The 26,107-nt window shown below is 66.0% G+C and carries 19 protein-coding genes and 1 pseudogene; 11 read left to right on the top strand and 9 right to left on the bottom strand.

All coding sequences use genetic code 11. The annotated features are described in order from the left end of the window. Positions 1-100: 100 nt before the first annotated feature. The 3 genes and pseudogenes from ACFU0Y_RS05320 to ACFU0Y_RS05310 form a co-directional block, all read left to right on the top strand. Positions 101-994 (top strand): annotated as a pseudogene (locus ACFU0Y_RS05320) (nucleoside hydrolase); the annotation flags it as partial. A gap of 63 nt (positions 995-1,057) precedes the next feature. Then, entirely contained in the window at positions 1,058-1,999 is a 942-nt protein-coding gene (locus ACFU0Y_RS05315; protein WP_380213414.1) for a ribokinase, read from the top strand. Then, positions 1,996-3,066, top strand: coding sequence for a CPBP family intramembrane glutamic endopeptidase (locus ACFU0Y_RS05310; protein ID WP_380213406.1), 1,071 nt, complete (start codon positions 1,996-1,998; stop codon positions 3,064-3,066). Before ACFU0Y_RS05315 ends, ACFU0Y_RS05310 begins: the two co-directional genes overlap by 4 nt. A gap of 66 nt (positions 3,067-3,132) precedes the next feature. Here the strand turns inward: ACFU0Y_RS05310 and ACFU0Y_RS05305 are convergent, their stop codons facing one another. Beyond that, the gene (locus tag ACFU0Y_RS05305; protein WP_380213405.1) at positions 3,133-3,429 is read right to left on the bottom strand and encodes a hypothetical protein; all 297 of its coding nucleotides are present in this window, start codon (positions 3,427-3,429) and stop codon (positions 3,133-3,135) included. Between the two features lie 215 nt (positions 3,430-3,644). Between ACFU0Y_RS05305 and ACFU0Y_RS05300 the strand changes: the two genes are divergently transcribed. The 4 genes from ACFU0Y_RS05300 (at position 3,645) to ACFU0Y_RS05285 (ending at position 7,592) form a co-directional block, all read left to right on the top strand. Beyond that, positions 3,645-4,373: an ArsR/SmtB family transcription factor gene (locus ACFU0Y_RS05300; protein WP_380213404.1), complete on the top strand. Its 729-nt coding sequence runs from the start codon at positions 3,645-3,647 to the stop codon at positions 4,371-4,373. Positions 4,374-4,384: 11 nt separating this feature from the next. Beyond that, complete coding sequence (locus ACFU0Y_RS05295; RefSeq protein WP_380213403.1) at positions 4,385-5,101, top strand: SRPBCC domain-containing protein; 717 nt, start codon at positions 4,385-4,387, stop codon at positions 5,099-5,101. A 253-nt stretch (positions 5,102-5,354) separates the two neighbouring features. Next, the gene (locus ACFU0Y_RS05290; protein WP_380213402.1) at positions 5,355-6,461 is read left to right on the top strand and encodes a zinc-binding dehydrogenase; all 1,107 of its coding nucleotides are present in this window, start codon (positions 5,355-5,357) and stop codon (positions 6,459-6,461) included. Between the two features lie 186 nt (positions 6,462-6,647). Continuing rightward, complete coding sequence (locus ACFU0Y_RS05285; protein WP_380213401.1) at positions 6,648-7,592, top strand: NgoMIV family type II restriction endonuclease; 945 nt, start codon at positions 6,648-6,650, stop codon at positions 7,590-7,592. 318 nt (positions 7,593-7,910) lie between these two features. Here ACFU0Y_RS05285 and ACFU0Y_RS05280 read toward each other — a convergent pair whose 3' ends face one another. The 8 genes from ACFU0Y_RS05280 to ACFU0Y_RS05245 form a co-directional block, all read right to left on the bottom strand. Further along, positions 7,911-8,387 carry a very short patch repair endonuclease gene (locus ACFU0Y_RS05280; RefSeq protein ID WP_380213413.1) on the bottom strand — a complete coding sequence of 159 codons (477 nt, stop codon included), beginning with the start codon at positions 8,385-8,387 and terminating at the stop codon, positions 7,911-7,913. A 460-nt stretch (positions 8,388-8,847) separates the two neighbouring features. Continuing rightward, positions 8,848-9,969 carry a DNA cytosine methyltransferase gene (locus tag ACFU0Y_RS05275; RefSeq protein ID WP_380213400.1) on the bottom strand — a complete coding sequence of 374 codons (1,122 nt, stop codon included), beginning with the start codon at positions 9,967-9,969 and terminating at the stop codon, positions 8,848-8,850. Positions 9,970-11,110: 1,141 nt separating this feature from the next. After that, complete coding sequence (locus tag ACFU0Y_RS05270) at positions 11,111-12,277, bottom strand: DNA cytosine methyltransferase (RefSeq protein ID WP_380213399.1); 1,167 nt, start codon at positions 12,275-12,277, stop codon at positions 11,111-11,113. A gap of 634 nt (positions 12,278-12,911) precedes the next feature. Beyond that, positions 12,912-13,853 carry a NaeI family type II restriction endonuclease gene (locus ACFU0Y_RS05265; RefSeq protein WP_380213398.1) on the bottom strand — a complete coding sequence of 314 codons (942 nt, stop codon included), beginning with the start codon at positions 13,851-13,853 and terminating at the stop codon, positions 12,912-12,914. Between the two features lie 910 nt (positions 13,854-14,763). Next, positions 14,764-17,664 carry a Z1 domain-containing protein gene (locus tag ACFU0Y_RS05260; protein WP_380213397.1) on the bottom strand — a complete coding sequence of 967 codons (2,901 nt, stop codon included), beginning with the start codon at positions 17,662-17,664 and terminating at the stop codon, positions 14,764-14,766. A 5-nt stretch (positions 17,665-17,669) separates the two neighbouring features. Then, the gene (locus ACFU0Y_RS05255; RefSeq protein WP_380213396.1) at positions 17,670-18,581 is read right to left on the bottom strand and encodes a PD-(D/E)XK motif protein; all 912 of its coding nucleotides are present in this window, start codon (positions 18,579-18,581) and stop codon (positions 17,670-17,672) included. Positions 18,582-18,655: 74 nt separating this feature from the next. Next, complete coding sequence (locus ACFU0Y_RS05250; protein ID WP_380213395.1) at positions 18,656-20,167, bottom strand: ATP-binding protein; 1,512 nt, start codon at positions 20,165-20,167, stop codon at positions 18,656-18,658. Between the two features lie 426 nt (positions 20,168-20,593). Then, positions 20,594-21,679, bottom strand: coding sequence for a DNA cytosine methyltransferase (locus ACFU0Y_RS05245; RefSeq protein ID WP_380213394.1), 1,086 nt, complete (start codon positions 21,677-21,679; stop codon positions 20,594-20,596). Between the two features lie 449 nt (positions 21,680-22,128). Here ACFU0Y_RS05245 and ACFU0Y_RS05240 point away from each other — a divergent pair, with 449 nt between their 5' ends. The 4 genes from ACFU0Y_RS05240 (at position 22,129) to ACFU0Y_RS05225 (ending at position 26,075) form a co-directional block, all read left to right on the top strand. Further along, the gene (locus ACFU0Y_RS05240) at positions 22,129-23,409 is read left to right on the top strand and encodes an MFS transporter (protein WP_380213393.1); all 1,281 of its coding nucleotides are present in this window, start codon (positions 22,129-22,131) and stop codon (positions 23,407-23,409) included. 14 nt (positions 23,410-23,423) lie between these two features. Next, positions 23,424-24,539, top strand: a complete 1,116-nt coding sequence (locus ACFU0Y_RS05235; protein WP_380213391.1) for an NAD(P)-dependent alcohol dehydrogenase — start codon at positions 23,424-23,426, stop codon at positions 24,537-24,539. A 2-nt stretch (positions 24,540-24,541) separates the two neighbouring features. Beyond that, a complete protein-coding gene (locus ACFU0Y_RS05230; RefSeq protein ID WP_380213390.1) occupies positions 24,542-25,444 on the top strand; it encodes an AraC family transcriptional regulator in 903 nt (300 codons plus the stop codon). A 208-nt stretch (positions 25,445-25,652) separates the two neighbouring features. Continuing rightward, the gene (locus ACFU0Y_RS05225; RefSeq protein WP_380213389.1) at positions 25,653-26,075 is read left to right on the top strand and encodes a BatC protein; all 423 of its coding nucleotides are present in this window, start codon (positions 25,653-25,655) and stop codon (positions 26,073-26,075) included. Positions 26,076-26,107: the final 32 nt, after the last annotated feature.

The following is a 26,107-nucleotide window of genomic DNA, read 5'->3' as shown; positions in this document are numbered from 1 at the left end:
GAGTCCGCCCGGTGCGATCGGCTGCGCCGGCGCGGTACCGGGTACTTTAGCCTGAGCGGTGCGAGGCCACTCGCCTCGACCGACCCGAAGGGGGAGAGCGATGGCTGATCCGGGCGCCCGGCTCGTCTACCTGGACTGCGACACCGGCATCGACGACGCCGTCGCCCTGACCTACCTGGCGGCCACGCCCGCGGTCGACCTGCGCGGCATCGGCACCGTCAGCGGCAACACCGACGCGGTGACCGCCGCCCGCAACACCGTGGACCTGCTGGCCCTGCTGGGCCGGCCGGACATCCCGGTCGCGGTCGGCGCCGAGCACCCGCTCGCCGGCCGGTTCGACGGCGGCGCCCCGGCGGTGCACGGATCCGACGGCATCGGGGGCGTGACGCTGCCCAGGGCGGACGCCGGGCCGGTGGCCGAACCGGCGGACGCGCTGCTGATCCGGCTGGCCCACGAGCACCCGGGCGAGATCCACGTGGTGGCCGTCGGCCCGCTGACCAATCTCGCCCTCGCCCTGCGGCAGGACCCCGCCCTGGCCGAGCTGGTGGCCGGCGTCACCGTCATGGGCGGCGCCGCCCTGGTCCCCGGCAACCGGACGCCGGTCGCCGAGGCCAACATCCTGAGCGACCCCGAGGCGGCCGCCGAGGTGCTCGCCGCCCCGTGGGAGGTGACCCTGGTGCCGCTGGACGTCACCATGGTCCACCTCCTGGACGAGCGCCGGCGTGAGCAGATCGCCGCCCTCGACCATCCCGTGATGCCGGTGCTGGCCGAGATGCTCGGGCACTACTCCGGCTTCTACACCGGGATCCTCGGCCGGCCGGCCTCCGCCCTGCACGATCCGCTGGCCGCGGCGGTGGCGGCCGGCACCGTGCGGCCCGCCCTCGCCCCGGTGGTCCGGGTCCAGGTGGACACGACCGACGGCCCCGGGCGCGGCCAGACGATCTGCGATATGCGCGGCCGCTACGCCGGGTACCCGCCGGTGGCCGGAGCCCGCTGCCGCGTGGTGCTGGAGCTGACCGAGGACTTCGCGCCGCACCTGCTGAGCACGCTCCGCCGGCTGGACCGGTCCGGGCCGGCGGAGTCCGCACGACCGGCGCTCACGGTGGTGGGCAGCATCAACATCGACCTGACGGCGGTGTGCGAGCGGCTGCCCGCCCCCGGGGAGACCGTCGGCGGCGCCGTCCTGCAGCGGCAGCCGGGCGGCAAGGGCGCCAACCAGGCCGTCGCCGCCGCACGCCTGGCCGGCCGCGCCCGGATGATCGGCGCCGTCGGCGAGGACCCGGACGGCGACGAGGTCCTCCGCGGCATGGCGGCCGCCGGGGTCGACACCTCCGGCGTCGCCCGCGTGCCGGCACCGACCGGCACCGCCCTCATCGCCGTGGACCGGCACGGGGAGAACCAGATCGCCGTCTGCACCGGCGCCAACGCCGCGGTGTCCCTCGAGGACGTGACCTTCGCACCCGAGGACGTCGTGCTCTGCCAGCTGGAGATCGACCTCGACACGGTGCAGGAGACGGCCCGGCGGACCCCGGGCTACTTCGCCCTGAACGCCGCCCCGGCCATGCCCCTCCCGCAGGAGCTGGTGGACCGGTGCGACCTGATCGTCGTCAACGAGACCGAGTACGCCCACCTGCCCGAACTCGCCCACGCCAGACTGGTCGCGGTGACCTACGGCGCCGAGGGCTCGGCCCTCTACGAGCACGGACGCCGGGTCGCCTCCGCCCCCGGCCGCCCGGTGGACGTCGTCAGCACGGTCGGCGCCGGCGACGCGTTCTGCGCCGCGCTGGTGCTCGCCCTCACTGCGGGGCTCGACCACGGGACGGCACTGCGGGCCGCCAACGCGGTGGGCGCCCACGCCGCCGGCGACTCCTCCGCGCAGCCGGACTTCTCCCCGCTGGCGCACTACCTCCCGTCCTCCGACGACGACGCCGATGGCCTGCCCTCCGCAGGGGAGGCGCCGGCCGCCGGCCCGGAACCGGGAACTACCCTGGCCCCATGACCTCACACCCTCCGCGGCGACCTGCCCCCTGGCAGATCCCGGGGCCTGCCGCGCACGTCCCCCCTGGTTTCGACCGCCCCGTTCCGCCTCCCGGCGGGGCGGGGGCGCCCGTCCCGTACCCCGGCCCTCCGAGCGGCCCCGTTCCGCCCGCGAGCGGCCCGACGACGACGGCGCCGCTCACCCACGCGGAGTTCTACCGCACGCCGCGCAACCGCTGGTGGAAGGGCCTGCTCAGCATCCTGGGCGTCGGCGCGGCGATCGCCCTGTTCTCGATCGTGCTGTCCTTCGCCGGGGTGACGGTCGACCTCCTGCTGGGCAACAGCACCACCGAGGAGCTGGGCAGCGGGCAGATCACCCTGACCCCGGCGCTGCTGCTGGCCACCAATCTGTCCCTCATCGCCGCGGCCGCCGTCGCGGTGGTCCTGCACCGGTTCCTGCACCGGCAACCGGTGGGCACCCTCCACTCGGTGGCCGGGCGGTTCCGGTGGGACTGGCTGGGGCGGGCGTCCGTCGTCGTCGTCCCGCTGTTCGTGGCCTACGTGGCCGTCATCGTCCTCGTGGAGACCCCGGGGCCCATCGTCCTGGACGCGACCGCCTGGGCGTTCCTCGCGATCGTCCTACTGACCACGCCCCTGCAGGCGGCGTCCGAGGAGTACATGTTCCGCGGCGTGATCCAGCGCGCCGCGGGCTCGTGGGTCTCCGGCGCCGTGCCGTCCTTCGTGCTCGGCACCCTGGTGAGCGCGGTGCTGTTCTCCCTCGCGCACTTCGCCACGGACGGGTGGCTCATCGCCTACTACGTGGTCTTCGGGATCGCGATGTCGCTGCTGACCCAGTTCACCGGCGGGCTCGAGGCGGCCTCGCTCGTGCACGCGGCGAACAACGTGCTGCTGTTCCTGGTGTCCACGTTCACCGGGCAGATGAGCGAGGGCATGGACCGCTCGGCCGGGGTGGGCGGCCCGTTCATGCTGGCGCCGATGGTCGTCGTCCTGGCGATCGCGGCGGTCCTGATCGCCCTCGGCCGGCGGGCGGGGCTGCAGCACCGGGCCGTTCCGCCGCCGACCGCCTGACATCCTCCGGCCGGTGACGGCGCGGGGCGACCGGTGGGCGAGGCCCACCGGTCGTGGCACGGGCGGTCAGAGCTCGCGGTCGTCCGTGACGTCCAGGTCGCGGAACGTGGGCTCCCCGACCATGAGCTCGGTCAGCTTCCGGGCGTACTCCTGGGTCTGCGGGAGCTGGGAGTTCTCCATGGCGGACTCGTAGGAGTCGAAGAAGACGATCTCGCAGTAGCGGTTCGGATCGTTGCGGTCCGTGGTGGTGATGGCGCGGCGAGCCGTGCGGTTCCCCTCCGAGGCTCGTTCCCACTCCGCGTACACCTTCTCCACCTCCTCCGGCTTCGAGGTGGTGTATTCGATCAGTTGGATGAAGGCCATCGTGCTCACTCCTCGGAATGTGCCCCCCGCCCCCGGACGACCATTTTAGGTCCGGGTGAGCAGGCCGGCGGGCAGATGACGATCATGGTCTCCGGGTCGAGTTCTGGCGTGACGCGGGTGGCCTGAGCATCAGCGACATGACGACCTGGGGCTGCAGTTCTCGGCTCCTTCACCATCCCTTGACAAAAATATTTGTCCAGGAGGAGAGTGGACGTATGCACGAGGTAAGCATCATCGAGGACCCGGCCGCCGCGGAGGCGTCCTTGGATCCCCTGCGGCGTCAGCTCCTGGCGGACCTGGTCGAGCCCGGGTCGGCGTCCACCATCGCCGCCCGGCTCGGCATCCCCCGCCAGAAGGTGAACTACCACCTGAAGGTCCTCGAGCAGCACGGCCTGGTCGAGCTCGTGGCAGAGCGGCCGCGCGGGAACTTCACCGAGCGGATGCTGCAGGCCACGTCCGCCTCCTACGTGATCTCGCCCGGCACGCTCGGGCGGATCCAGCCCGACCCGAACCGTGCTCCGGACCGGCTGTCGGCTCGCTGGTTGCTGGCCCTGGCCTCCCGGCTGGTGCGCGACGTGGGCACGCTGCTCACAGGGGCGCAGCAGGCGCGTCGGCCGGTGGCGACCTTCGCGATCGACGGCCAGATCCGCTTCGCCTCCGCGGCGGATCGGGCCGCCTTCACCGAGGAGCTCTCCGCCGCCGTGACCGAGCTGGTGGCCAAGCACCACACGGACCAGCAGCCGGGGACGGCCGGGGCCGGCAAACTCCACCGCCTGGTCATCGCCCTGCACCCTGCGGTTCCGGACGACCCGGCCGGCGCGGCGTCCACGACCCCCGTGCCCTCGACCGAACCCGCCACCGCCGCATCGCCCGGAACCACCACGCCCGAACCGCCGACCGACAGGCCGCCCGGAGTCGCCGGGTCCGCCGTACGACATCCCTGAGGAGCACCGTGATGACCAAGAGCTTCGAGATCCGCAAGACCGTCGTCCTGGACGCCACCCCCGAGCAGGTGTGGCGGGCGATCGCCACCCCGGAGGGCCAGGCCGCCTGGTCCCCGGATCCCTACCAGTCGATGGAGGGGATGGAGGTGGAGGCCACCGAGCACGAGCGCCTGGCCGTGCGCACCCCGGAGGCCGAGAACGGTGCCTTCCACGCGTTCGAGTACCTCGTGTCGGCCGACGACGACAGCACCACCACCCTCACCTTCGTGCACAGCGGCTACCTCGGCGACGACTGGGACGCCGAGTTCGATTTCGGTGAGCTGACCGGCTACGGCTGGGACATGTATCTGCACACCCTGGCCCAGTACCTCAAGCACTTCGCCGGCCGGCCCGCCTCCTTCGTCACCGCCCAGGGGCCGCCGTCCTCGGCGACCCCTGGCTCGTGGGCGACCCTCGAGAAGGCCCTGGGCGTCGAGGGGCCGTTCGGGCAGGGCCAGCAGCTGCGCCTGACCCCGCAGGGTCTGCCCGCGCTCGAGGGCGTCGTCGACTTCGCCTACCCCGGGTTCGTCAACTTCCTCGCGCTGCGCACCGCCGACGGTCTCTACCGCTTCCATGACAACTCGGTGATGGGCATGCCCCAGGCCGTGGGCCACTACATCTATGCCGACATCGATCGAGAGGCCACCGAGCAGGCCTGGTCGGACTGGCTCGCGCGCGTTTTCGCCTGACGTCGCCGGGTCCCGTCCGCACGAAACCGGGCCCGAGACCGCGATACCTGTCCCGGGAGCGCCCCGACGCCGTTCATCTGTGAGAAGCCGGCATCCTTGCCCCTGGATGCCCGACCAGCACGCCGGTCGGCCCGGAATCCGGTGGACGGCTGCCGGATCCTTCGAGGCCATGGTCTCCACCAACGGGAAACCGACGGAACAGAAGGTACGGTGAACGGCGTCACACCCGTGCACTGAGTACCGGAGGTCAACCGTGAAGATTCGTGGAGCCGTCCTGGAGACCATGGAGGCCTCCGCCCCGTACGCCGAGTCGCAGCCGCTGCGCGTCGAGGAGGTCGAGCTCGGCGAGCCCGGGCCCACCGAGCTGCGGGTGCGGATCACCACCGCCGGGGTGTGCCACTCCGACCTCTCCGTGGTCAACGGCAACCGGCCGCGGCCCCTGCCGATGCTGCTGGGGCACGAGGCGGCGGGCGTCGTGGAGCAGGTGGGCGCCGAGGTCACCGACCTGGCCGTGGGTCAGCACGTGGTCATGGCGTTCCTGCCGCGCTGCGGCGAGTGCGCCGCGTGCAAGACGGAGGGGCTGCTGCCGTGCACGGTCGGCTCGAAGGCCAACGCCTCGGGCACCCTCATCGAAGGCTCGCAGCACCTGCACTCCGAAGACGGCAGCAACGTCTACCACCACCTGGGGGTCTCCGGGTTCGCCACCCACGCCGTGGTGGACCGGCGCTCCGTGGTGCCCGTGGGCGAGGACGTCCCGGCCGCCATCGCGGCCGTCATGGGCTGCGCGGTGCTCACCGGGGGAGGGGCCGTCATCAACGCGGCACAGGCCACCGCCGACGACGCCGTGGCCGTGGTCGGCCTCGGCGGCGTGGGGCTCGCCGCGGTGCTGGTCGCCAAGGCCGTGGGCTGCCGCCGGGTGATCGCCGTGGACGCGCTGGCCGAGAAGCTGGAGCTGGCGAAGGAGTTCGGCGCGGACGAGGCGCTCACCCCGGACGAGCTCGTGGCGCTCGAGGACAAACCGCGCGTGGTCATCGAGGCCGCCGGCCACCCCCGGGCCTTCGAGACCGCGTTCAACGCCACCGCCGTGGGCGGGGTGACCGTCACCGTGGGCCTGCCGGCGCCCGGGGCGATGTCCCAGATCGAGCCGCTGAAGATCACCGCCGAGGCCCGCCAGATCATCGGCAGCTACCTCGGCTCCGCCGTGCCGGCGGTGGACATCCCCAAGTACGAGCAGATGTGGCGTGACGGCCGGTTACCCCTGGAGAAGCTGATCACCTCCCACATCACGCTGGACCAGATCAACGAGGCGATGGACGAGCTGGACGCGGGGCGGGCGGTGCGGCAGGTCATCGAGTTCTAAGAAATGGACGTAATGGCTCATTAAGGGCGGTCGCCGAACTCAAATGACAGCAATGCCCAGGACGACCACATCGGAGGTCGTCTTAGTGCGGAGGTCGTAGTCCTATGCTCCCGGGTAGGGCAGACATTCTGCTTGGTCTGGAGTGTCGGGCATCAGCAACCCGTCTTTAATGGGAGCCTGGGTCTCATGCCTGCTCCCTTCGCTGCTAGTCTGTGCGGTTTCCGAATCAATAATGGGCAAGTCACAGCCAACCCGAACACATCTGACTCGAACGATTCGGGCTCTATCGAACTTGGTCGAGCCCTTTTCAATGAGCTAGGTGTACCGACCGACAGAGTGGTTGGAAAAGATCCAGGAGCGCGGCTGGAAGAAGCCATCCAGCTACACCTGCAGCCACTCCGACCAGATCTGGCGATTCTCCGGTCACGTTCTGCACTGGAATTCGAGCAGTATGCGCACCTGAGGGTGTTCCCGGCGTTCGTGTCAAATCACAAGGAAACGGCGCCGACTCTCGAACAGCTGCAGAAGATTGCTGAGCAGCTACCCAATTCTGCTGCTACTAAGCGATTGAAGAGGAGGCTAGCGAAGGCAACCGCGGAGTTCGGGGAGCAGGATCGTTTGAGCACGCGTTTGAAGCTCTACATGCCAGAAGAGTCGCTGCTGAAGCTTGACCTTACGTGTGCGTCTGTGGACGAGGGCAGAGAATCGTTTCTTCATCTGGGCCTATCGTCGAAATGGTCACTCAGGACCGATCGCGCCCAAGATTGCGTTTCACAAGGATCCAAGCTGGCGTCTCAGCGGCGCGGGCCAATGCCGCACTACGCCGTGATCACTATGGAGCCACGCCCGGCAATGCTAAAAATCATTGCCGATCAGTCGGGTTCCGTGGACTACGTCTATCACTTAGATCTGCCAGCCTTGATCCGGGCGATGGAACGGGTCAGATCGCGAAAGCCAGCGAAGTGGAGCCCGGGTGTGACGTTCGACCGCCTGCTAAAACAAGGGCGGATCCGCGATTACGACGATCTCGTAAGTGCTGTTCAGGCTATACCGGCTCGAGCTAACTCCACCATTCCCCAAGGTGCGATCGAGGAGGCCGAAGAAGCGACAGGAGGTGGTGAAGAGCGGTAATATGATTCAGTACTATTTCAGGGACCACGAAACAGGGAAGCCTGTATGCCGGTTCATGTATTAAGGCGCTATGCCCTAGCGAATCAGCGCTGCACCCGGGATGGACAGGGCGCCCCAGGTTGAAGGGGCGCGAAAGGGGCACTGAGGTCGCCGACCTTGACCACTCTTCTGGAGGTGCATGCGACACAGTGTTACGCGTTCCTGCTTGATCGGTATCCCAATGCTCAAGCCACGCATCTCGCTGTTGTGAAGGATCGTCTGAAGCAGATGCCGTACGCGCAGTACCATTCCGGGCGAATCAAAGCATACAGGTGTATTTCACGGTATTAAGGTGCCTCTCACATGCGATTCGACCACGTCGGCGGCAAGTGTCATGTCTTCGTGTTCCCAGAAGCGCAGAACCTGCCATCCCTGTTCCTGTAGTCGGCGGTCGGTGTCCCGATCTCTGGCAATGTTGCCGTCGAGCTTGGTGCGCCACCAACCACTGTTGTTTTGGGGGCTCGTGGCATGGATGGGGCAGGCGTGCCAAAAACAGCCATCCACAAACACCGCAATTTTCTGGCGCGTGAACAACACATCGGCCCGTCGTCGAGGCATGCCCGGAAGTTTCGAGTCCACGCGATAGCGCAGACCCCGGCTGTGAAGTTCCTTCCTGAGCAAGAGCTCGGGGGCCGTGTCACGGCGTCGCTGGAGTGACATTCTGGCCGAGGTCGATGCGTCTACGGCGCGCGGGGAATCGGTCGGGGGTTTCCTTCCGGTCCCGTCCTGTGCGCCGGACATTTCTGTGGGCGGCATGCTTTCCACCGTTCAATTGTCGCTCATGAGCGAGAAGGGCATGGAAGGTATGTGTTCTGTCACCAAGCCTTTAGGCGGCCCACAGTAGTGATGCTGGCCTCGCACACTCCCTTTCCATGCATCGGTAGCAGTGGAGCAATGACCAGGAGATCACTCGGAGCTGTCACTTTCCAGGCTTGGCTGTCAACCCGAACAGGTTTGCCAGGGCAACACGATCACCGGTTCACGGCGCGACAGCGGGTGCGCCGGCCGAAACTTAATCGAGAAGGTCGCAAACCCTTAGAGTTCTTAGATTGGGGCACATTTTGGCTAAGAATAAAGATGCGTTTGGGGCCGATGTGATTCCGTGGGTCCCGTATGTCATTGTAGTTGTCGACTTGATGCGCGTCTGTCTCGGCGGAGGCATGGATGCCCAACGCGTAACATAATTCACGGAAAATTGTTTTCGCCATATTCTGACCTAACCCTTGAACTCCGAAGTTGCGCGCACCTCTTCATGCGGTGATTCGAGAGCGGTCCGCACCTGTCTTGCCACAGCCGCTGCCAGGCCCGCGGGGACGGCGTTGCCGATTTGACGGGCAATCTGAATTTTGGTGCCACACCAGACAAAGTTATCGGGAAAATCTTGTAGCCGAGCAGCCTCGTAATGGGTGATCACGCGATTCACTCTATTTGATGAATCTATTGGATCCCACTGTGGGTGAAGATACTGACCCTTCTCCGGTTTGAAGAATTCCGTGCGGATGGTAAGAGAAGGGGCATCCCATCGCATGCGGCCCATGACATCTGTCGTGCCGGTCGCCTTGTTTTTCCAGCAGTCGGGCTGAAGGGCAGTCGGCAAGTTGAACCGACCTCCTCCGGGAGGTATGTGATCGTAACGCTGCAGGGAGAGCGGCCGCGGGTTCCGTCCAATGTGAATTTCTTCGGAGGTGAACGCGCCAGCGATCTGGTGCCCGAAGTACTCGGTGACGCGGTCAGGGAGCTCCGTTAATGCAGGCTCGACAGGGAGACCCTGGATCCTGTCCCTGACCGTTCGCCACGGCTTGAGTCCTCCGAGCCCATCCTTGGAGTGTGTCGGCGCAGGGGGTTCTATGGCTCCCATTCGGGAGCCGATCAGAACAGTCCTCGGGCGTCGCTGCGCGACTCCGTAGTCAGCGGCCAGCAGGACGCGCCATTGCAGCTCATACTCGGCGAGCATGCCTCCATCAGCTTCGTCCAGAAGCATCTGGAACTCGGTGCTCTTTGAGAACCGTTCGACGTTCTCCATGATGAAGGCCTTCGGTCTTGCCTTCCCGACGACGCGGATGTACTCCTTCCAGAGTTTGTTCCGGGGATCGTTCACGTCCTTGCTGCCCAAGTTGGAAAATCCCTGGCATGGAGGGCCACCGATGACTAGGTCGGCCTCGGGGATGTCCACGTCCGGAAGCTTCACGATGTCACCGAAATACGTGTGCTCCTCCCCAAAGTTCGCCGCATACGTGGATGCTGCTGCTTGGTCGAACTCGACAGCCAAGACAGGTTTGAATCCCTCTTGGACAAAACCTTGAGTCATCCCACCACAGCCGGAGAACAGGTCGATCATGGTGATAGAAGTAGTTTTCACGGTGCTCCTGCCGATTGCTTCGCTGCCATCGAATGCCAGCGTGTTGCACGCCTGGAGTGGTTGCCCCAACCCTGTCCATCGGTCAATGGATATTCATTCAATGACCGGGGGTGCACGATTCGTCCTATGTTGCGTCGCAGTCTATGCAGTAGGTCTGACTCGATAACTGTCGGATTGCACTCATGCCATGTCCAGGAGGCCTTGGGATCCATGGGATCGCTTCTGTGGGAAGTCGAGGCGTCCACTCCCACTCCGACGCGCGAACTCCAAGGAGCTGCTCCTTACGAAAATGCTCTTCTTTTTGTTGCCGTGACGGTCGGCTTTGACCTCGACCTTTGTGTCTGTTAGACGGCGCGGACTCGGCCGAGTAATCAGCTTTCGGGAATAAGATTTCGTGGTTGATCGTGGAACACATGAGCACATAGGAGAAGTCACACTGCTTCATTCAGCGGCTTATATGGTGAGCAATTTTGTCCCGACGTGGCTAGGGGGCGCCTCAATTATGAATATCAACGATATTGTGACGCAGTGGTAAATTTGAAGCCAGAGTGGTGGATCGGACTCAAAGCCGCTTGAGAATGTTCCCGTTTTCACGGTAGATTTCGGACGTGCTTCTGTCCCGGAGCTGACGCGCAAAACTGTGTGGTTGTCGTGGCGTAATCGGCGAGCAGGGGATGCTGCATCGAGGGCACAGCCGTCAACTCGATCTCGGGAGGGCGGTGCAATGTTGTAGAGACGCGACCGCGACACCGATTCAGTCGGCTGGCACTCCTGCTCGGGGTGAGTCTCGAGCGGAAGCGCCAGCTTTGTGCGCGCCCGTCGCAGGCCTAGGCGTATCTCGGATGCAGGTTGAGACGCATTCTCGGTGCAGGCGCAGTTCGGGCCTGTGATGTCGTGTCGATGAGATCACGAATCGATGCTGTCGATGTTCGCGCGTGCCCGTTCAGATCGACGCTCCTGCGCATTATCGGCACGGTCTTTCCTTGACTGTTGATCAGGAAAGTGGGGGACCTCCCTGCGCTCACCCACGACAGTCCAGTCGGCAGGGCTCCGGCCCGCGAGTCGCGTTGCACCCCCAGCGGTCATTACATGTGCTCTGGGCCAGTGAGGGTTGGGTCGGTCAGGACTGCGTCCCCACGAGTTCCCGAATAGGCTCGCTCTCATGAGGAGTTTGCGAAGGTTGCGTAGAAAGGGTCTCCAGAGCCTCCGCAGATAGAGGTGCGCTGCTGCCAGTTTCCTCCCAAGCGCCTCGCACTGCTTTGTTGAGGGCCTCCAGATCCAGTTCTTGGCCGAGAGCTGCTGTCAGGACATGGGCGGCCAATCGTGGGGGAATGGCGTTTCCGATCTGTTGGGCGACGTCGTTGCCGGACCAGGGAAAGTCCACGGGGAAGGTCTGCAGTAGACCGGCCTCGGAGAGATCGAGTCGGTCAAGTTCACGACCATCGTCCGACACCAGGCGATTGCGCGAGATCTTTCCGGTGACCGTGAAGGCAGGTTCCGAGGAGGTTCGACGACCACGAGCCTTCGGGTCACCGCCGGTTCCGTAGTTCGAGATGACAGTGAAGGAACTCGTTCGTCGCAGTGTTCCGCCGATGGTCTCGCACGGCAACAGCGATGAATGTTCGGATAAGTCCGTCGCCTTCTTATTGAAACGGCGATGGGTTGGCTGCGGCAAGCGCGGCGTGCGGTTCCTGTGGGCGATCAGAATGGCTCGTCGGCGGGTCTGCGGAACCCCGAACTCCTCTGCATGCAGGATTCCGGAAGCGGTCTTGTAGCCAATGCCTTCCAGTACTCTTGCCATGGCTTCCCAGACGGGCAGCACGGCCGGTACCTGCTCCAGCACAATGATCTCGTAGGGGCACTCCCGTCGATGGGCTTCCAAGGACCAGCGCAGCGGCTGAAGCACCAATCCGGTGCGCTCATCATCGAGGGCAATCAGGTCCTCAGTGACATCGTCTCCGTCAGCCATGCGCTCGACGAAGGACAGGACCTGATCCAACGCCCTCCGGCCGGCGCCTGTGCCGGCCACGGTATAGGTCTGGCAGGGAGGCCCGCCGGCGAGAATGGTCGCCGTGGGGAACTTTTCAGGGGCTTGGTCGCGAACATCGCCCTGCACGGTTCCTAGTCCGGCGCGGCGCCTGGTGGCACAGGCGTTCGTGTCCCACTCGATCCCGACTACTGAAATCCCCAGCCAATGTGCGGCTACGTCGAGTCCGCCGGGGCCGGCGAAGAGGTCCACCATCTGGTAGGGCCGTGACTCAGATGGATGCGGATGTTCGTAGGTCATGGTGATCGATTCTATCGAGCTGTCGACCCTTGTCGGACCAGCGCCCCTATGCATCTGGAGGGCAACAGGGCCGGCGCTGTCGGTGTCCCCGCAACCTGTGTCCGGGAGTAGTGACGACCGGGTGTATCGCTTCGCCGTGTGACCGGAGAAGCACCCGATCGGCGGGAACATGCGGTCAGCCGGTCAGACCCACGGTCAGCAGAATGACGCCTCTGGCACTCACCGCGAGATCCCGGAAGAAGTGGGGAGTTGCCGTCTCGTCAGAGACCGTATCGGTGTTCACGGCTTTCATCTCCAATGGTTTCCGTAACCGATCGGGACAGGAATTGATCCTCCGTGCTCCAATGGGGCACCGGTCCTGCGTCGCCGATACCCTAGATCGCACTATTCATGGTCTGCGAAGGCACACCCACGACTCTCTATCGGGCGGGGGCCACGATGGGCTGCCCTCGAGCACCGGCTGGCCCATCGGTGGACACAGAGAGTCGTATTGTTTGCTTGTTCCTCAGAATCGTGCCGTCTGTCCTCGTCGCTGCCAGCACAGGCCCGCTATGCGGTGCATCGGGCAGACCCAGGTAGTTGTCGCCAGTAAATTTCTCGATTCGTGGCCGGAACCAAGAATTGCCCATCGGTCTCAGAACAAGAATTCAGAGGGGAAGGAGTCGTTGAATGTCTCCGGGCTCAGGGCAATCCACGCATTATTGGAGATGTCGTAACCCCGCTCAGCCGCGCACTCGAGATCCTCGCGCCAGGCACCGCACAGCACTGTGAATCCATGACGATCAAGAACTCTTGATTTTGCCTGGCGGGCACGTCGCATCGGGTCCTTATTTCCCGAGCAGACGGTCTCGATCGAGCTGCGGGGGAAAACGGTATCGGGCAGGAAGCCGAATAAGGAGGTCAGGCGTTCTGTTTGACCGACACGGGGGGCGAAGGCGATGGCAAGTTGCTCGGGAGTAAGTAGTTTGAGCGGCTCAGGAGGCAGCGGGGTCCAGTCCAGCACGGCCAGGGAGTATGTCCGTATGGCATCAGCCCAAATGGTGCGCTTCTTGTCCTTGTTTGGCTTGTTGAGCCAAGCTCGATGGGTCCGCATCAGCAGCGCCCGATGCCGCATGTTCTTCGTGTCCACCTCAGACAGCAGGCAGACCTCGCACTGTCCCTCGGTGGGAATCATCCAGTTGTTGCGAACCGTCGCCTTGAGCTCGACGGGTGTCCCGTCAATTACAGTGTCAAGCGGCCGCTCCTTGAGGAGTCCCAGCACGTTGATGATCCGGTACTGCAAGTTCGTCCCGACCGCGGATCGCTCGTCGGAGTCGACCTCGTCGGAGTTGAGATCGAACCGCCCCGTCCTCGAGCCATCGAGCACGTACTTCACGGCGTCGTCCACAGCGACCGTCAGAAGGCTAGCTAGATCCCTGTGCTGCAACCACTGGAAAACCCTTTGGAGTTCATCGTCGTCACTAGGGGACAGAATCGCGTGCGGAGAAAACTCCTCGACAACGATGCCCTTACGCTCTCTGGGGTCACGCAGGCAACTGGAACCAGGGGCGGCCAGTACGCGCTTAGAATTTGCCACACGAGTGAAAATACACGATTAACGCGCATGGAGGCCGCTGAAGGTCTCCAGGGGCACTCCTCCACAAAGGCCAGCTGTTCCGGCTCGTCGCCCTTCGAGCTGTTTCACCAGCAAGCTGACGCGATGCACAGGAGATTATCTAGAATATTTGGAGGCGCCGCGAAGGTAGTCACCGAACACCAAATGACCAGGGGGGCGCCTCGTAGGGCAAGCATGGCGCAACATCTATTTCGCCGTTGTTGTCCACGGCGGATGACGACCACGGCTAGGGCAGCCAGAATTCCGATAGTAACCGCACTCCGGCCAGAGGGTACCGCCAGTCGGTGATCGGGACGATATGCGTGCGACAGACCAGCTCACACACCGCGCCGACAGTCACACCCCCACGCCACTCCTATGGGGCGGCCATCACCATCCACGCCAATGCACCTAATCCCGGCATCGTCCCGCCTTCCGGGACTGGAAGGGCATTATGCGCGTCAGCGATGGGCCGGTCCCGATCGAGTCTTCCACCGACACCGCCGTCAACGGCAGCACTTGCACCCCCAGTCTTGACGCAGCGCCCGCGGCACAGCTCACCTGGCCCGCTCGCAGAACCCGCAATAGGCCACATGTCCGCGTGCCGCCCACTCGATGACCTGTTCATAGATGCGACTCCGGACCGATGTCAGCGCACAACCTCTTTACCGTCGGCGACGGAATACCTCTCCGCGGTCCCCACTACGCGCGTAGCCACCCCAGTAGATTTGAAGGGACGACGACGTGCCAGTCGCTCACCGTGGCTGTTAGAGATGGCTCGGCCACCGCGCTGGGAGAGGTCTGCCAACGTAGCCAGAAGCCATCATTGGGGTTGTAGCACAGCAGGGAACGAGGGGGCCGGCAACTATCGGCCTCCCTCACCGACGCATCTTCACTTTGCAGTCAACACCTGCAGCTTGTCTTCAGGAGCCTCCACGGACCAGTAGATCTTGTCGCTGGCCCGTCGCACGGCTGCATTGGGCACGGCGACCGAAAGCAGGACGAACAAGTCGTCGCTGGTCGGCTCACCGGATCCCGCCGGGTCATAGGCCAGGTAGGCCATGACAACCCCGCGGCCCGCCAAAGGTGGCAGGTCGGCAAGGCTCTTTCCCTGAGCCAGCGCTAGGACGGCATTGGCGTGCTTCCGGTCGGATCCGGGGAAGTCGCCGCGCCGCTCGCGGCGTGAACGTTTGACGACCGGCACGGTGCCGAGGCCCTCGATCGTCATGTGATCGACACCTTCAGGTTGGTGCCACGCAAGTGCCCATTCCTTGATGCGGCCGTCGTCCGTGGCGGTGTGGAGAAATTTCAGAGTGGGATGGTAGGAGACGGCCCATTTTTCTTGCCAGATGTGCTTGTCGAGCATTTGGAGGAGTGCCGGGGCGCTCATGGTGCCCAGGCGAAAGGAGAGGGGTGACTCACGGTGGCCCGGTACCTGGACGGGCACCGACGTGGTGTGTTGCAGGAGGGGGAGGCCGACAGCGGTGAGGTTTTTGCGCAGGGCGGTTGGGGAGGTCGGGATGCCATAGAGGTCTTTGAAACCTCCGGGGGACGCCTCCGAGGTGATTACGGCGTTGTACATCTTGTTGCGGGCGGTAGGTTTAAGCCAGGCGAGGCTCTGCTGGACTTTGGGTGGGATATTGACGGGCAGCATGAGGGGTTTGTCGTTCTCGTCGAGCCCTTCGAATTTGCGCAGTTCGGCGCGGAAGTGTTCCTCGTCGATCAGGAGTGCTTCGAAGGCTCGGTAGAGCTCTGCGGGGATGTATAGGCGGACCAGATCGCGGTAGCCCTGACGGAAACCGAACCAACGCCCGGCTTGCATCAGGGTGTCTGCCTGGCCGGCTTTCCGTCGGTAGTAGGAGACCGTGAGTCCCTCGACGGTGAAGCCGCGGGAGAGTTGAGTGCCGCCGACGAGGATTTTCCACACCTTGTCGGCCTGGAAGTCCAGAGCCTTCTGGTTGGCCTGGATCTCCTTGTCCGAGTTCACGACCAGGACCGGGTCGGTGTCCTTCCTGATCTCTTGCAGGGCCTGACCGATGTAGGGTTCGAGCTCTTCGAAGGTTTCCGGGATCAGATGGCCTTCCGTCCGGGCCCGCATGACAGGTTGGAAGTCTTTGACGAAGAGGTTCTTCAGACGGGCTTGTCCCACGCTGGTGCTGTGCGCGGCCTGCTTCCAGAGCGAGCGGACGGCCTCGGCGGCATCGGCGTGATGGATCGTCTTGACCGACTCGTGCACCAGCATGGTGTGGTGCTTGAAGGAGAGCCCCTCGTTGGCCTCGCGGTACTTCTTGACGGCACCGGACAGAACCCAGGCGTCGATGGCCTCCAGTAGCTCGCGGTTACGTGTGGGTTCGTCCTCCTCGGGGTCGCCCTCGAGGTAGCGGATGTGGGCTTCTTCGTTCGAGGTCTCCACGGTGGGCCGCTCGCCGTCCCAGCTGGTGCCGACGTCGTGGAACTCCTGCACACCCATGTAGCCCGGCGGGCGACGTAGTGAGATCACGAAGTCGGTGGGGAACAGGTCGATCTCATCCCCCGGGTCGACGAACACGTTGGCGTACGGAGTCGCGGTGTACCCGACGTACTGGGCGCGCGGGCACAGGGCGAGGATCTCCCGGATCTTCTCGTTGATCGCCGTGCGCTTACCGGCATTGGTGGTCGCCTTCAAAGACGTGCGGTTCGTGGTGTCCGGCGACGCGACGTCGGCCTCGTCGTCGATGATCAGCACCGGCAGTTCCTTGAGTCGGTCCTTCAAGGGTTTGAGGTCCTGGATCAGCTGCTTGAGCCCGCTCTTCTCCTTCTTCACGATCGCGACATACGCCGCGGTCCCCTGCAGGTTTACCGGGGCGTTGAGCGGCTTGGACTTATCGGCGCGTGAGAAGCGGAACTGCGAGATGCCCTCGGGCAGCCGGCGGTAATCACGGTGCAGTGTCGTGGCGCGCCGGATGGCCGGAACGTTGTGCTGCTCCAGGGCAGCACCGTGCGAGACGAACTTGTCCCGGTGCCAGTCCTCATCGGTCAGGTAGTCCTGCTCCTTCCGCACATCGGGATCGTCCTCTTCCCCGCCGGCCAAAATGTTCTCGACGCCGATTAACTCCATGTCCATGCGGCGCTGCGTCTGGGCCCGCAGAATTTCGATCGTTCCGGTCAAAACGATCACCAGCCGGTACCCAGCATCGATCGCCTTCGCCGTCACACCCGTGAAATTGGCCGTCTTACCCGACTGCACATACCCGACGACAAGGCCCTTCGTGCGCTTGGCGTCAGCACGGCACGGATCCGAAAGCCGCCGGACCACCTGGGTGGAGGCCTCGTCGAGGGAGGCGATCGCCTCACCTCCCCAGCCCTTCTGATCGCGCAGATAGTCGCGATAGTGACTCCAGTAGACGTCGGGACGCTCGCTGCTGGCCGCGTCATACCACTTGGTGAAGTCCGTGGAGATGACGATGTCAGCCTCTTCGGCGACCGGCATGCGCTCGTTGAGGATGGCCGGCGCAGGACCGGCTAGTCCGAGCTTCTCGTACACGGCGCGGCGGCGCTGTTGCGTCTTCGGCGCACTGATGAGGTCTGCGGACTCCGCGGCATCCCACCCCGCCAGGGCGATGCGCATCTGCGCCAGCGCTGCGTCGTTCTCGGAAGCAGCGCTAATCCAGGTGGCAAGATCGTCCTCGCTGACGGGCGTACCACCGGTGAAGGCCGTGAGCGCCGGCAGCAGCTCGAACGGCTGGCCACCGGCCATACCCGTCATGAGGTTGCGCAGCGCTGGAGTCCACGCGGGCGCGATATAGGTCTGCACGATGTTCAGTGCTCCTTGTCTTCGACGAACCCGGGCAGGGCCGGCAACGGGGTGTGGGACAGGGGTGTCACGTCGATCTGATAGACGACGCCGGAGACCAGGTGAGGGTCGGGCACGACAGCAGCGACGCGTTCCGGTGTCAGGGCCGGGAACGAGTCGTCGACCAGATAGGCTCGCGGGCGACTGCGCAGCGTCCAAGCGGTCGTGTACAGGTCCGCGTCCTCGTCACGCCATCCGGTCCCGGCCAGCCGTTCCTCCAGGTCGAACACCACCGCGGCGGCCGATGCGCGCAGCGCGGCAACGATCCCGGGCAGGGCCTGCCCGTCGTGGTGATTCGTGCGCGTCAACTGCACGGACACGAGGTGCAGGGGCAGACCGCCGGCCGACGGGACCAGCTGCCCCAGCCCGTGGATGACATGGCGTCGAGTCTCGCCGATCGTGGTCTTCACCTCGAGGTAGGTACCCGGGAGCGTGAAGTCGTGCTCCTCCCCGAGCGGTCCCTGCCACGAGGAAACCGCCTCCACGGCTCCGTATACCCGAATCGCATGGTCCAGCAGCAGAAGTTCTCCGAACAGACCGACCTCCGCTTCCACGGGAAGCGCACCACGGGTGGAGAGCACGTCCTGGTGACGTTCGAGAGCAACGGCCAGGGCGCGTGCAAGCGTGCGTCCGTGGAGTTGGATCTCGTCGATGACCGTGGTCAACAGCCCGTACACACCGTGCAGGCCGCCTTCGTGCACGGTCACGGTCAGCTCTCCCACCTCTCCCTCGTCGCTGACCACCGCCTGGTAGTCGATGTGCGTGAGACGGGCCGTGTCGGGCTCGGGAGGGGTGTACGGGGTGGTCAGGGTGAGGCGACCCGCCACCGGATCCAGTCCAAGCCGGACCCAGGGGGAGCCGGAGACCGGAACGACCATGGGCGCACCGGCGGCCCAGTAGAGGTAGAGGGTGTCCGGTGTGAGGTGACGAGCGTCCGCAGACCATCCCGCCGTCATGACTGCTTGACCCCACGCATCCTGGCCTCCTCCATCACGGCTGCACCCAGCACGGCCTTCCACAGCTCGATCTGGTCCCTGTCACGAGCGCCCAGGACCTGCCCCTCGTAGATCTCGTGCGTCAACAGGTACAGGAGGGCCTTCACCACCGGAGCGTCGTTGAGACTGCCCCGCTCGGGTGTGAACAGAGACCGGTACCGGGCGTTGAGGTATAGGACCCGTTCCGGGAAGTTGACATCGACGAACTCGTCCTCCGGCAGCTTCTTCCATCGCAGGTGCATCTCGTCCCCCTGAATCAGAGGCAGCTCAGACTCGAAGGCCTTACGCACTCCCGGGGCGAAACCCTTGCCCGGGGTGATCGCAGGCTTCCGGCGTGCCACCCGACGCTTGTTCGCCGTCGTGTAGGCCTGTTCGGCGTCGGCGAGGAACTCCTCGAAACCCGTCCCATCTTCCGAGACGGCGCGCGAGACCGCCTCGTGGAAGGCGTGCTGGAAGCGAACCCCTTGCTTCTCCGAGTTCATAGTGACAAATCCCCGGATCGCCTCAGGATCGTCCAGCACTACTCGGGCCAGCTGCCGCTCCCTGGACGGGGCGGCGGTGTCCGCCCACGACCCCGCGTGAAGGAGCCGGTCGTTGCGGTAGATGAAGAACCCCTGCAGCTTTTCACCGTTACGGTCCCCGATACGGAAACCGGTGATGTCCTTCTTCGCCGGCCACACGTGGGCGGTCATCGAGATTTTCTGCTCACCGACGGCGGCCACGAGAGTCTTCGGGTACCCCGGATGACCCGACACGGCGTAGCCGAACGGGTCGATCGCCGACACCGGAACGGCCAGCGCGCCACCGCCGGCATCCATCTCGTCCACGGAGATGTCGATCCGCAGACGTCCTGAGGCGATGAGGCGGTGGAAGACGACACCGAGATGGACTCGGACCTCATTCTCCTGGTCATCGAGCCACTCCACGGCCGCCGTCGTGCTGACGCCACGGTAACCGTGCCGAATACCGGTCCAAACGACGCTCGTACCCGACGTCTTTCCCGTGTGTTCGTTGCGGGCCTCGGCGGCAGCAGCGGCCCTGTCGGTGGACAGCAGCTCACAGGAGAAGTCGCGGGAGAAGTCCGCACGCACGATACGGCGTCCGACCGGCTCCGTGCCGTCGCGCTGAGACCACACCGTCAGGGTATCGGCGTGCGCGAACGAGGCGGCCTTCAAGCCCATGCCGAAGTGCCCGAGGTCCGAGGTCACATAGTCGCGTCGATGTCCGATCGTCATGGCCTGGGTCGCGGCTTCCTGGTCCATGCCTGCCCCGTCATCCAGTACCTCCACACGGGCCAGATGAGAGCCTCGTGTCAGCAGCCGCACGACGACGCGACCGGCACCGGCGTCGATCGCGTTGTCGACCAGGTCCGCGAGCGCGGATTCGAGAGTGTGGTGGGCTCCGAGACTTTTGACCAAGCCGGCATCGGGGGCGAGCTGGATGGTCTCGATGACGTCGGCGTCGGCCACGGGCGTCTTCCTGCTTTCTGTGCTCACGTGTCGCGGGGACGGCCTGTGAATAAGGCGGGGGAGCAGGCCATGAAGGTGTATCAGGGGGAACCGACGCGATTCACTGCCGGTCGGGTCCCTACTTCGGCATCATAGAACGTATATTTCTCTCCTCTCGCCGATGCGCGCAGGGCCTGCGGGGCTACCACTTCGGGTTCGGTTGGGTCCCCCGCAGCTCGGCACCGGAATGAGTGCGAGGAGGAGCGGTACCACCGACTGGGGTGAGCTTCACGGTCTCTTCCCGTGCTGGCGGGAATCAGATGCGTGGCCTGCGCGAGGTCATCTGGAGAGCTACACGCTGTAGAGGCCTCACATGCGGCATCACATTCGGTGACAACGGGGCCGTCCCTCGGAGCCTCGAAGCCTGACAATCATGCCCTCGTGATCTCACCGCGTTGATACGGTGTCCACGGTTGCCACGAGCAGACGTTGTCCACCACCGGTCTGCTCCCATCTGTTCCGTACCGCTCTGTCGAGGGCTGCGGGGTCGAGCTCACGGCCGAGGGCGGCTGCCAGGACGTGGGCGCCCAATCGTGGGGGGATGGCGTTGCCGATCTGCTGGGCGATGTCACTGCCGGACCACGGATAGTTTGCGGGGAACGTCTGTAGTTGACCCGCCTCGGCCTCTTTCAGCCGCGCGAGCTCTAGGCCGTCGTGGGTTATCAGGCGGTTACGCGATATTTTGCCGGTGACCGTGGCGGCCGGTTCCTCGGAGGTGCGTCGCCCACGAGCCTTCGGGTTCCCGCCGGTGCCGTAGTTGGAGACGACGACGAATGGCTCTGGTCGTTCCAGTGTGCTGCCGAGGGTCTCGTAGGGCCGCAGCACGGAGTCCCAGGGCAGCAGCGGCGGATGGTCCTCCTCACGCCCCTGTCCCTTGCGGAACCGGCGGTGCGTCGGTCGCGGCAGACGGGGCATGTAGTCGCGGCGGGCGATCAGAACTGCTCGTCGTCTGGTTTGCGGGACGCCGAACTCCTCCGCATGCAGGATGCCGCATGCGGTCTTGTACCCGATGCTGTGCAGGGCCTGTGCCATGGCCTTCCAGACCGGCAGCACGGCGGGTACCTGTTCAAGCACGATGGTCTCGTAGGGGCGTCCCTGTGCGTATGCTTCCAGGGTCCAGCGGAGGGGTTGCAGAACCAGTCCGGTACGTTCATCGTCCAGGTGCGCCAGCTCAGCGCTGACGTCCTGTCCGGCGGCCATGCGTCTGATGAAGGCCAGGACCTGCTCCAATGCCCGGCGTCCGGCGCCCGTTCCGGCCACGGTGTAAGTCTGGCAGGGAGGTCCGCCGGCGAGGATGGTCGCATTGGGAAACTCGGCGGGACCGTGTTGGCTGACGTCTCCCTGCACCGTGTTCAAGCCAGCGGCGTGCCGGGTGGCGCAGGCATCTTCGTCCCACTCGATGCCGACCACTGATATGCCCAACCAGTGGGCGGCGACGTCCAGTCCACCGGGGCCTGCGAACAAATCGACCATCTTGACAGGCGGTGACATGGGCAGCTTCGGCTGTACAGGGGCCATAAGCCCTAACTTTATCGGGATGTCGGCCGCGGCAGAGGAAGCTCTACTCAAGCCGTGATCACCAGTGCTCACGCACTTTGCCGGGCTCCGGACGGACTCTCCGTAGGCCTTGCTGGCCTGGTGAGACCCACGCATCCTACTGCGAGAAGCGCGCCAATCAGCCAGCAATTCCCTGCTAGAGGGCTGCCTCATCCCCTCCGATTACGTCCGGCAGGGAGCTCGCGGTGTGAGCCTCTCCGCCGATGACGTAGCTGCCTCAGCAGCGCAAAAGTATTAGCTTCCATCAACATAACTAGCTAGTGGTCCGCGTCACACCTCCGTAGCGTTGAGGGCATCGCGCACCGGCTGACCGCTCTTCTGCTCGCCAGGTGCCTTCCCCTTGGTGTCCACGAAGGAGTACCCGCATGTTCGGCATGCCCCGCCGCCTGCTCTTCGGCTACCTCGCCCTCGCCATCTTCATGACCGGTGATGGTTTTGAGCTCACGTTCCTGTCCCGCTTCCTTGTCGAAAACGGCTTCACGCCCACCCAGGCCGGCCTCGTCTTCACCGTCTACGGCCTGGTGGTCGCCATCTCGGCGTGGACCACCGGGGTGCTCGCCGAGGTCGTGGGCGCCAAGCGCCTCATGGTCCTCGGCGGCATCCTCTGGATGGTCCTGCACGTCCTGTTCCTCACCGTGGGGCTGGAGAGTGTGGTCGGGACGATCCTGATCTACGCCCTGCGCGGGGTGGCCTACCCGCTGTTCATGTATTCGTTCGTGGTGCTCATCGCCCAATCCGTGCACCCCAGCCGCCTGGCCTCGGCCATGGGCTGGTTCTGGGCGTCCTTCTCGTTGGGCATCGGCGTGATGGGCGCCTATGTGCCCAGCCTCCTGGTCCCCGTCATCGGCGAGTACGCCACCCTGTGGATGTCCTTGCCCTTCGTGGCGGCCGGCACCCTGATGTGCGCCTTTCTGGTCCCCGGCGCCCCGCCCGAGATCGACCTCTCCCAGAAGCTGCACGGCGCCGAGCGCACCCGCGAGCTGCTGCGCGGGGTGACCATCCTGGTGGAGAACCGGCAGATCGCGCTCTCCGTGGTCATCCGGGTGCTGTGCAACCTCACGCTCTACGCGTTCCCGATGATGATGCCGCTGTACCTGACCACTGGTGAGATCGGCGGGCAGTCCTGGTTCTCCCTGCCCGAGTGGATGATGCTCTGGGCGATCATGAACACCATCACCATCGGCGCCAACATCGTCTGGGGCCGGCTCGGCGACCGCTACGGCTGGATGCGCCAGATGCGCTGGTTCGGCTTCGGCGGCATGGCCCTCGCGGTCCTCGCCTTCGCCTACGTCCCGGTGTGGTTCGGTCCCAGCTTCCCGGCGATGGTCGGGGCCGCCGTGCTCTTCGCCCTGTCCGTCACCGCGTTCGTCCCGATGGGCGCGATCTTCCCGGCCCTGGCCCCCGAGCACCGCGGTGCGGCGATCTCCGCCCACAACCTCGCCTCCGGGCTGGCCACGTTCCTCGGCCCCGGCATCGCCACCCTGCTGCTGCCCGTCCTCGGCCCGATCGGGGTGTGCTGGGTCTTCGCCGGCCTGATGCTCCTCGGCACCCTCACCACCTTCTTCATCCACCCGCCCCAGCCCGGCCTCACCACCGAGGACGGCCGGATGCTCCCGCGCCGCGACCGCCTCGCCATGGCCGCCTGAAAGGACCTGAGATCATGAACCCCACCACGCTCACCACCCCGCACCCCACGACCACCGCCGCGAAGTCCCCGAGCACCCAGGAGAGCACCATGGACGCCGTCGTCCTCGAACGCCAGCACGAGATCCGGGTCCGGCCCGTCCCGGGGCTGCGCCCGGTGGGCCCCGGGGAGGTACGCATCGGCGTGCACACCGTGGGCATCTGCGGCAGCGACGTCCACTACTTCACGCACGGCCGGATCGGCCCCTACGTCGTCGAGAATCCGATGGTCCTCGGGCACGAGGCCTCCGGCACGGTGCTGGAAGTGGGGGAGGGCGTGGACCACCTGACCGTGGGGGACCGGGTCTGCATGGAGCCGGGCATCCCCAACCCGCGCTCGCGGGCCGCGCGGCTGGGCATGTACAACGTGGACCCGGACGTGCGGTTCTGGGCCACGCCCCCGGTGGACGGCTGCCTGCAGCCCGAAATCATCCACCCCGCCGACTTCACCTACAAGCTGCCCGAGCAGCTCTCGCTGGAGGAGGGCGCCCTGATCGAGCCCTTCGCTGTGGCGGTGCACGCGGTGACCAAGGCCGGTCTGGCGCCGGGCGACGTCGTCGTGGTGGTGGGCGCCGGCACTATCGGGGTGCTCACCGCCATCGCGGCCGCCGCGAGCGGGGCGTCCCGGGTGTACATCTCGGACGTGGCGCCCGAGAAGTTCGCCAAGATCGAGGCCTATCCGACCATCCACGCGGTGGACGTCTCCCGCCAGGACCTGGGCGAGGCCGTGCGGGAGGCCACCGACGGCTGGGGCGCGGACGTGGTCTTCGAGGCCAGCGGCAGCCCGCACGTCTTCGGGAACCTGTGGGAGATCCCCGCCCCCGGTGGGACCGTGGTCCTGATCGGCATCCCCGTGGACCCGGTGCCGCTGGACGTCGCCGCCGCCCAGGCCCGGGAGCTGCGGATCGAGACGGTGTTCCGCTACGCCAACTCGTACCAGCGGGCCATCGAGCTCGCCGCGTCCCCGGCCGTGGACCTGGGCGCCCTGATCAGCGCCACCTATCCGTTCGAGGACGCCGTGGCCGCGTTCGAGCGCGGCGCCGAGGGCCGGCCCACCGACACCAAGATCCAGATCCGCGTGGCCGGAGCCTGAGCGTGGACGCCACCGCACGGAGCACGACGCCGGAGGACGTCACCTCCCCGGTCCGGGAGCTGGCGATCCCGGACCCGTCGAGCTCCGTGCGGTGGCACGAGCACGACTGGCCCCACCCCCTGGCCCGCTGGCACTACCACCCCGAGGTGGAGGTGCACCTGATCCGGGAGTCCTCCGGGACGGTCATGGCCGGCGACTACGCCGGGCCCTTCGGCCCCGGGCACCTCAGCATCATGGGCTCCTTCCTCCCGCACAACTGGATTTCCCACCGCGACGACGACGCCGTGGTCCGCCACCGGGACGCCGTGCTCCAGTTCGACCAGGAGCGGTTCTTCGCCGCCGCCGGGACGCTGCCCGAGCTCGAGGCCCTGCGCCCGCTCCTGGAGGCCGCGGCCCGGGGCATCGAGTTCACCGGCCGCACTGCAGTTGCCGGGGCGGAGGCGTTGGAGGCGGTGAACGGGACGTTCGGTCTCCGCCGGCTGGCCGCCGTGGCCGAGCTGCTGGGGATCCTCGCCGAGTCCCCGGAGAGCGAGCGCCGCTACCTGGACAGCCGCGGCGGCTCCTACCGGCTGGACGCCGCCGAGGCCGAGGTCTTCAACCGGGCGCTGGGCTACATCACGGAGCACCTGGACGGCCGGATGCTCGTGCCGGAGGTGGCCGAGGCCGTGGGGCTGAGCCGGGACGCGTTCTCCCGGCTGTTCGCCAAGGCCACCGGCGTGGGCTTCAACCGCACGGTCACCCGGATGCGGCTCACCGAGGCCTGCCGGCTGCTGCGCGGCACCGACCTGCCGGTCTCGGACATCTGCTACCGGGTGGGCTTCACGAACCTCTCCAACTTCAACCGGCACTTCCGGGCCACCACGGGGACCACCCCGTCCCGCTACCGGCGGATCGACCAGCTGTGAGCGCGAGGCGTCGCCGTCGGGCGCTGGGTGGACGCGGTGCAGGACGCGCGGGTCCTCGTCCGGGTTCTCCGTGGGCCGAGGGTGTCGAGGCTGTTCCCTCCCCGGCGTTGCCCGGATAGCCTCGACACGGGCGGTGCGGCTCACGCATCGCCGGTCCTGGTGACCGGGTGCCCATTTCGGCCCGGTCACGCCAATCTGGGAGGCCAACATGACTGATGCACAGCAGGATCCGAACCAGACGGAAGGTCCCGCCGACGGCGGAGCCTTCGGTGCCCCGGGTGTCCACGACGGCGGCGCCGATGGTGGCGCCGACAGCGGCGCCGAGGGCCCGGCCGACGGCGGCGCGGCCGGCACCCCGGGCGTCCACGACGGTGGCGCGGACGGTGGCGCCGACGGCGGTGCTGACAGCGGCGCCGAGGGCCCGGCCGACGGCGGAGCCGCGGGTACGCCCAGTGTTCACGACGGCGGTGCCGACGGCGGCGCCGAGGGCCCCGCTGACGGCGGGGCGGCCGGCACGCCCGGTGTCCACGACGGTGGCGCGGACGGCGGTGCCGATGGTGGTGCCGACAGCGGTGCTGATGGCGGCGCCGACGGAGGGGCCGACGGAGGAGCCGGAGCGCGAGGCCTCTGAGCGTGGACGCCGTCCGTGCTGACGGGCAGGAC

Origin of the sequence: Kocuria sp. NPDC057446, assembly GCF_042802875.1 — a bacterium.
Lineage (GTDB): Bacteria > Actinomycetota > Actinomycetes > Actinomycetales > Micrococcaceae > Kocuria.
The sequence above is the reverse complement of the archived record's forward strand: the minus strand, read 5'-3'. Positions and strand labels throughout refer to the sequence as shown.

Coding starts and splice junctions, on each gene's coding strand:
- ACFU0Y_RS05275 (WP_380213400.1), bottom strand. CDS start 9,969: ATGATCGACCTGTTCTCCGGCTGTGGTGGGATGACTCAAGGTTTTGTC.
- ACFU0Y_RS05285 (WP_380213401.1), top strand. CDS start 6,648: ATGCCTGCTCCCTTCGCTGCTAGTCTGTGCGGTTTCCGAATCAATAAT.
- ACFU0Y_RS05300 (WP_380213404.1), top strand. CDS start 3,645: ATGCACGAGGTAAGCATCATCGAGGACCCGGCCGCCGCGGAGGCGTCC.
- ACFU0Y_RS05305 (WP_380213405.1), bottom strand. CDS start 3,429: ATGGCCTTCATCCAACTGATCGAATACACCACCTCGAAGCCGGAGGAG.
- ACFU0Y_RS05270 (WP_380213399.1), bottom strand. CDS start 12,277: ATGACCTACGAACATCCGCATCCATCTGAGTCACGGCCCTACCAGATG.
- ACFU0Y_RS05235 (WP_380213391.1), top strand. CDS start 23,424: ATGAACCCCACCACGCTCACCACCCCGCACCCCACGACCACCGCCGCG.
- ACFU0Y_RS05280 (WP_380213413.1), bottom strand. CDS start 8,387: ATGCCGCCCACAGAAATGTCCGGCGCACAGGACGGGACCGGAAGGAAA.
- ACFU0Y_RS05225 (WP_380213389.1), top strand. CDS start 25,653: ATGACTGATGCACAGCAGGATCCGAACCAGACGGAAGGTCCCGCCGAC.
- ACFU0Y_RS05310 (WP_380213406.1), top strand. CDS start 1,996: ATGACCTCACACCCTCCGCGGCGACCTGCCCCCTGGCAGATCCCGGGG.
- ACFU0Y_RS05295 (WP_380213403.1), top strand. CDS start 4,385: ATGACCAAGAGCTTCGAGATCCGCAAGACCGTCGTCCTGGACGCCACC.
- ACFU0Y_RS05240 (WP_380213393.1), top strand. CDS start 22,129: ATGTTCGGCATGCCCCGCCGCCTGCTCTTCGGCTACCTCGCCCTCGCC.
- ACFU0Y_RS05255 (WP_380213396.1), bottom strand. CDS start 18,581: ATGGTCGTTCCGGTCTCCGGCTCCCCCTGGGTCCGGCTTGGACTGGAT.
- ACFU0Y_RS05245 (WP_380213394.1), bottom strand. CDS start 21,679: ATGGTCGATTTGTTCGCAGGCCCCGGTGGACTGGACGTCGCCGCCCAC.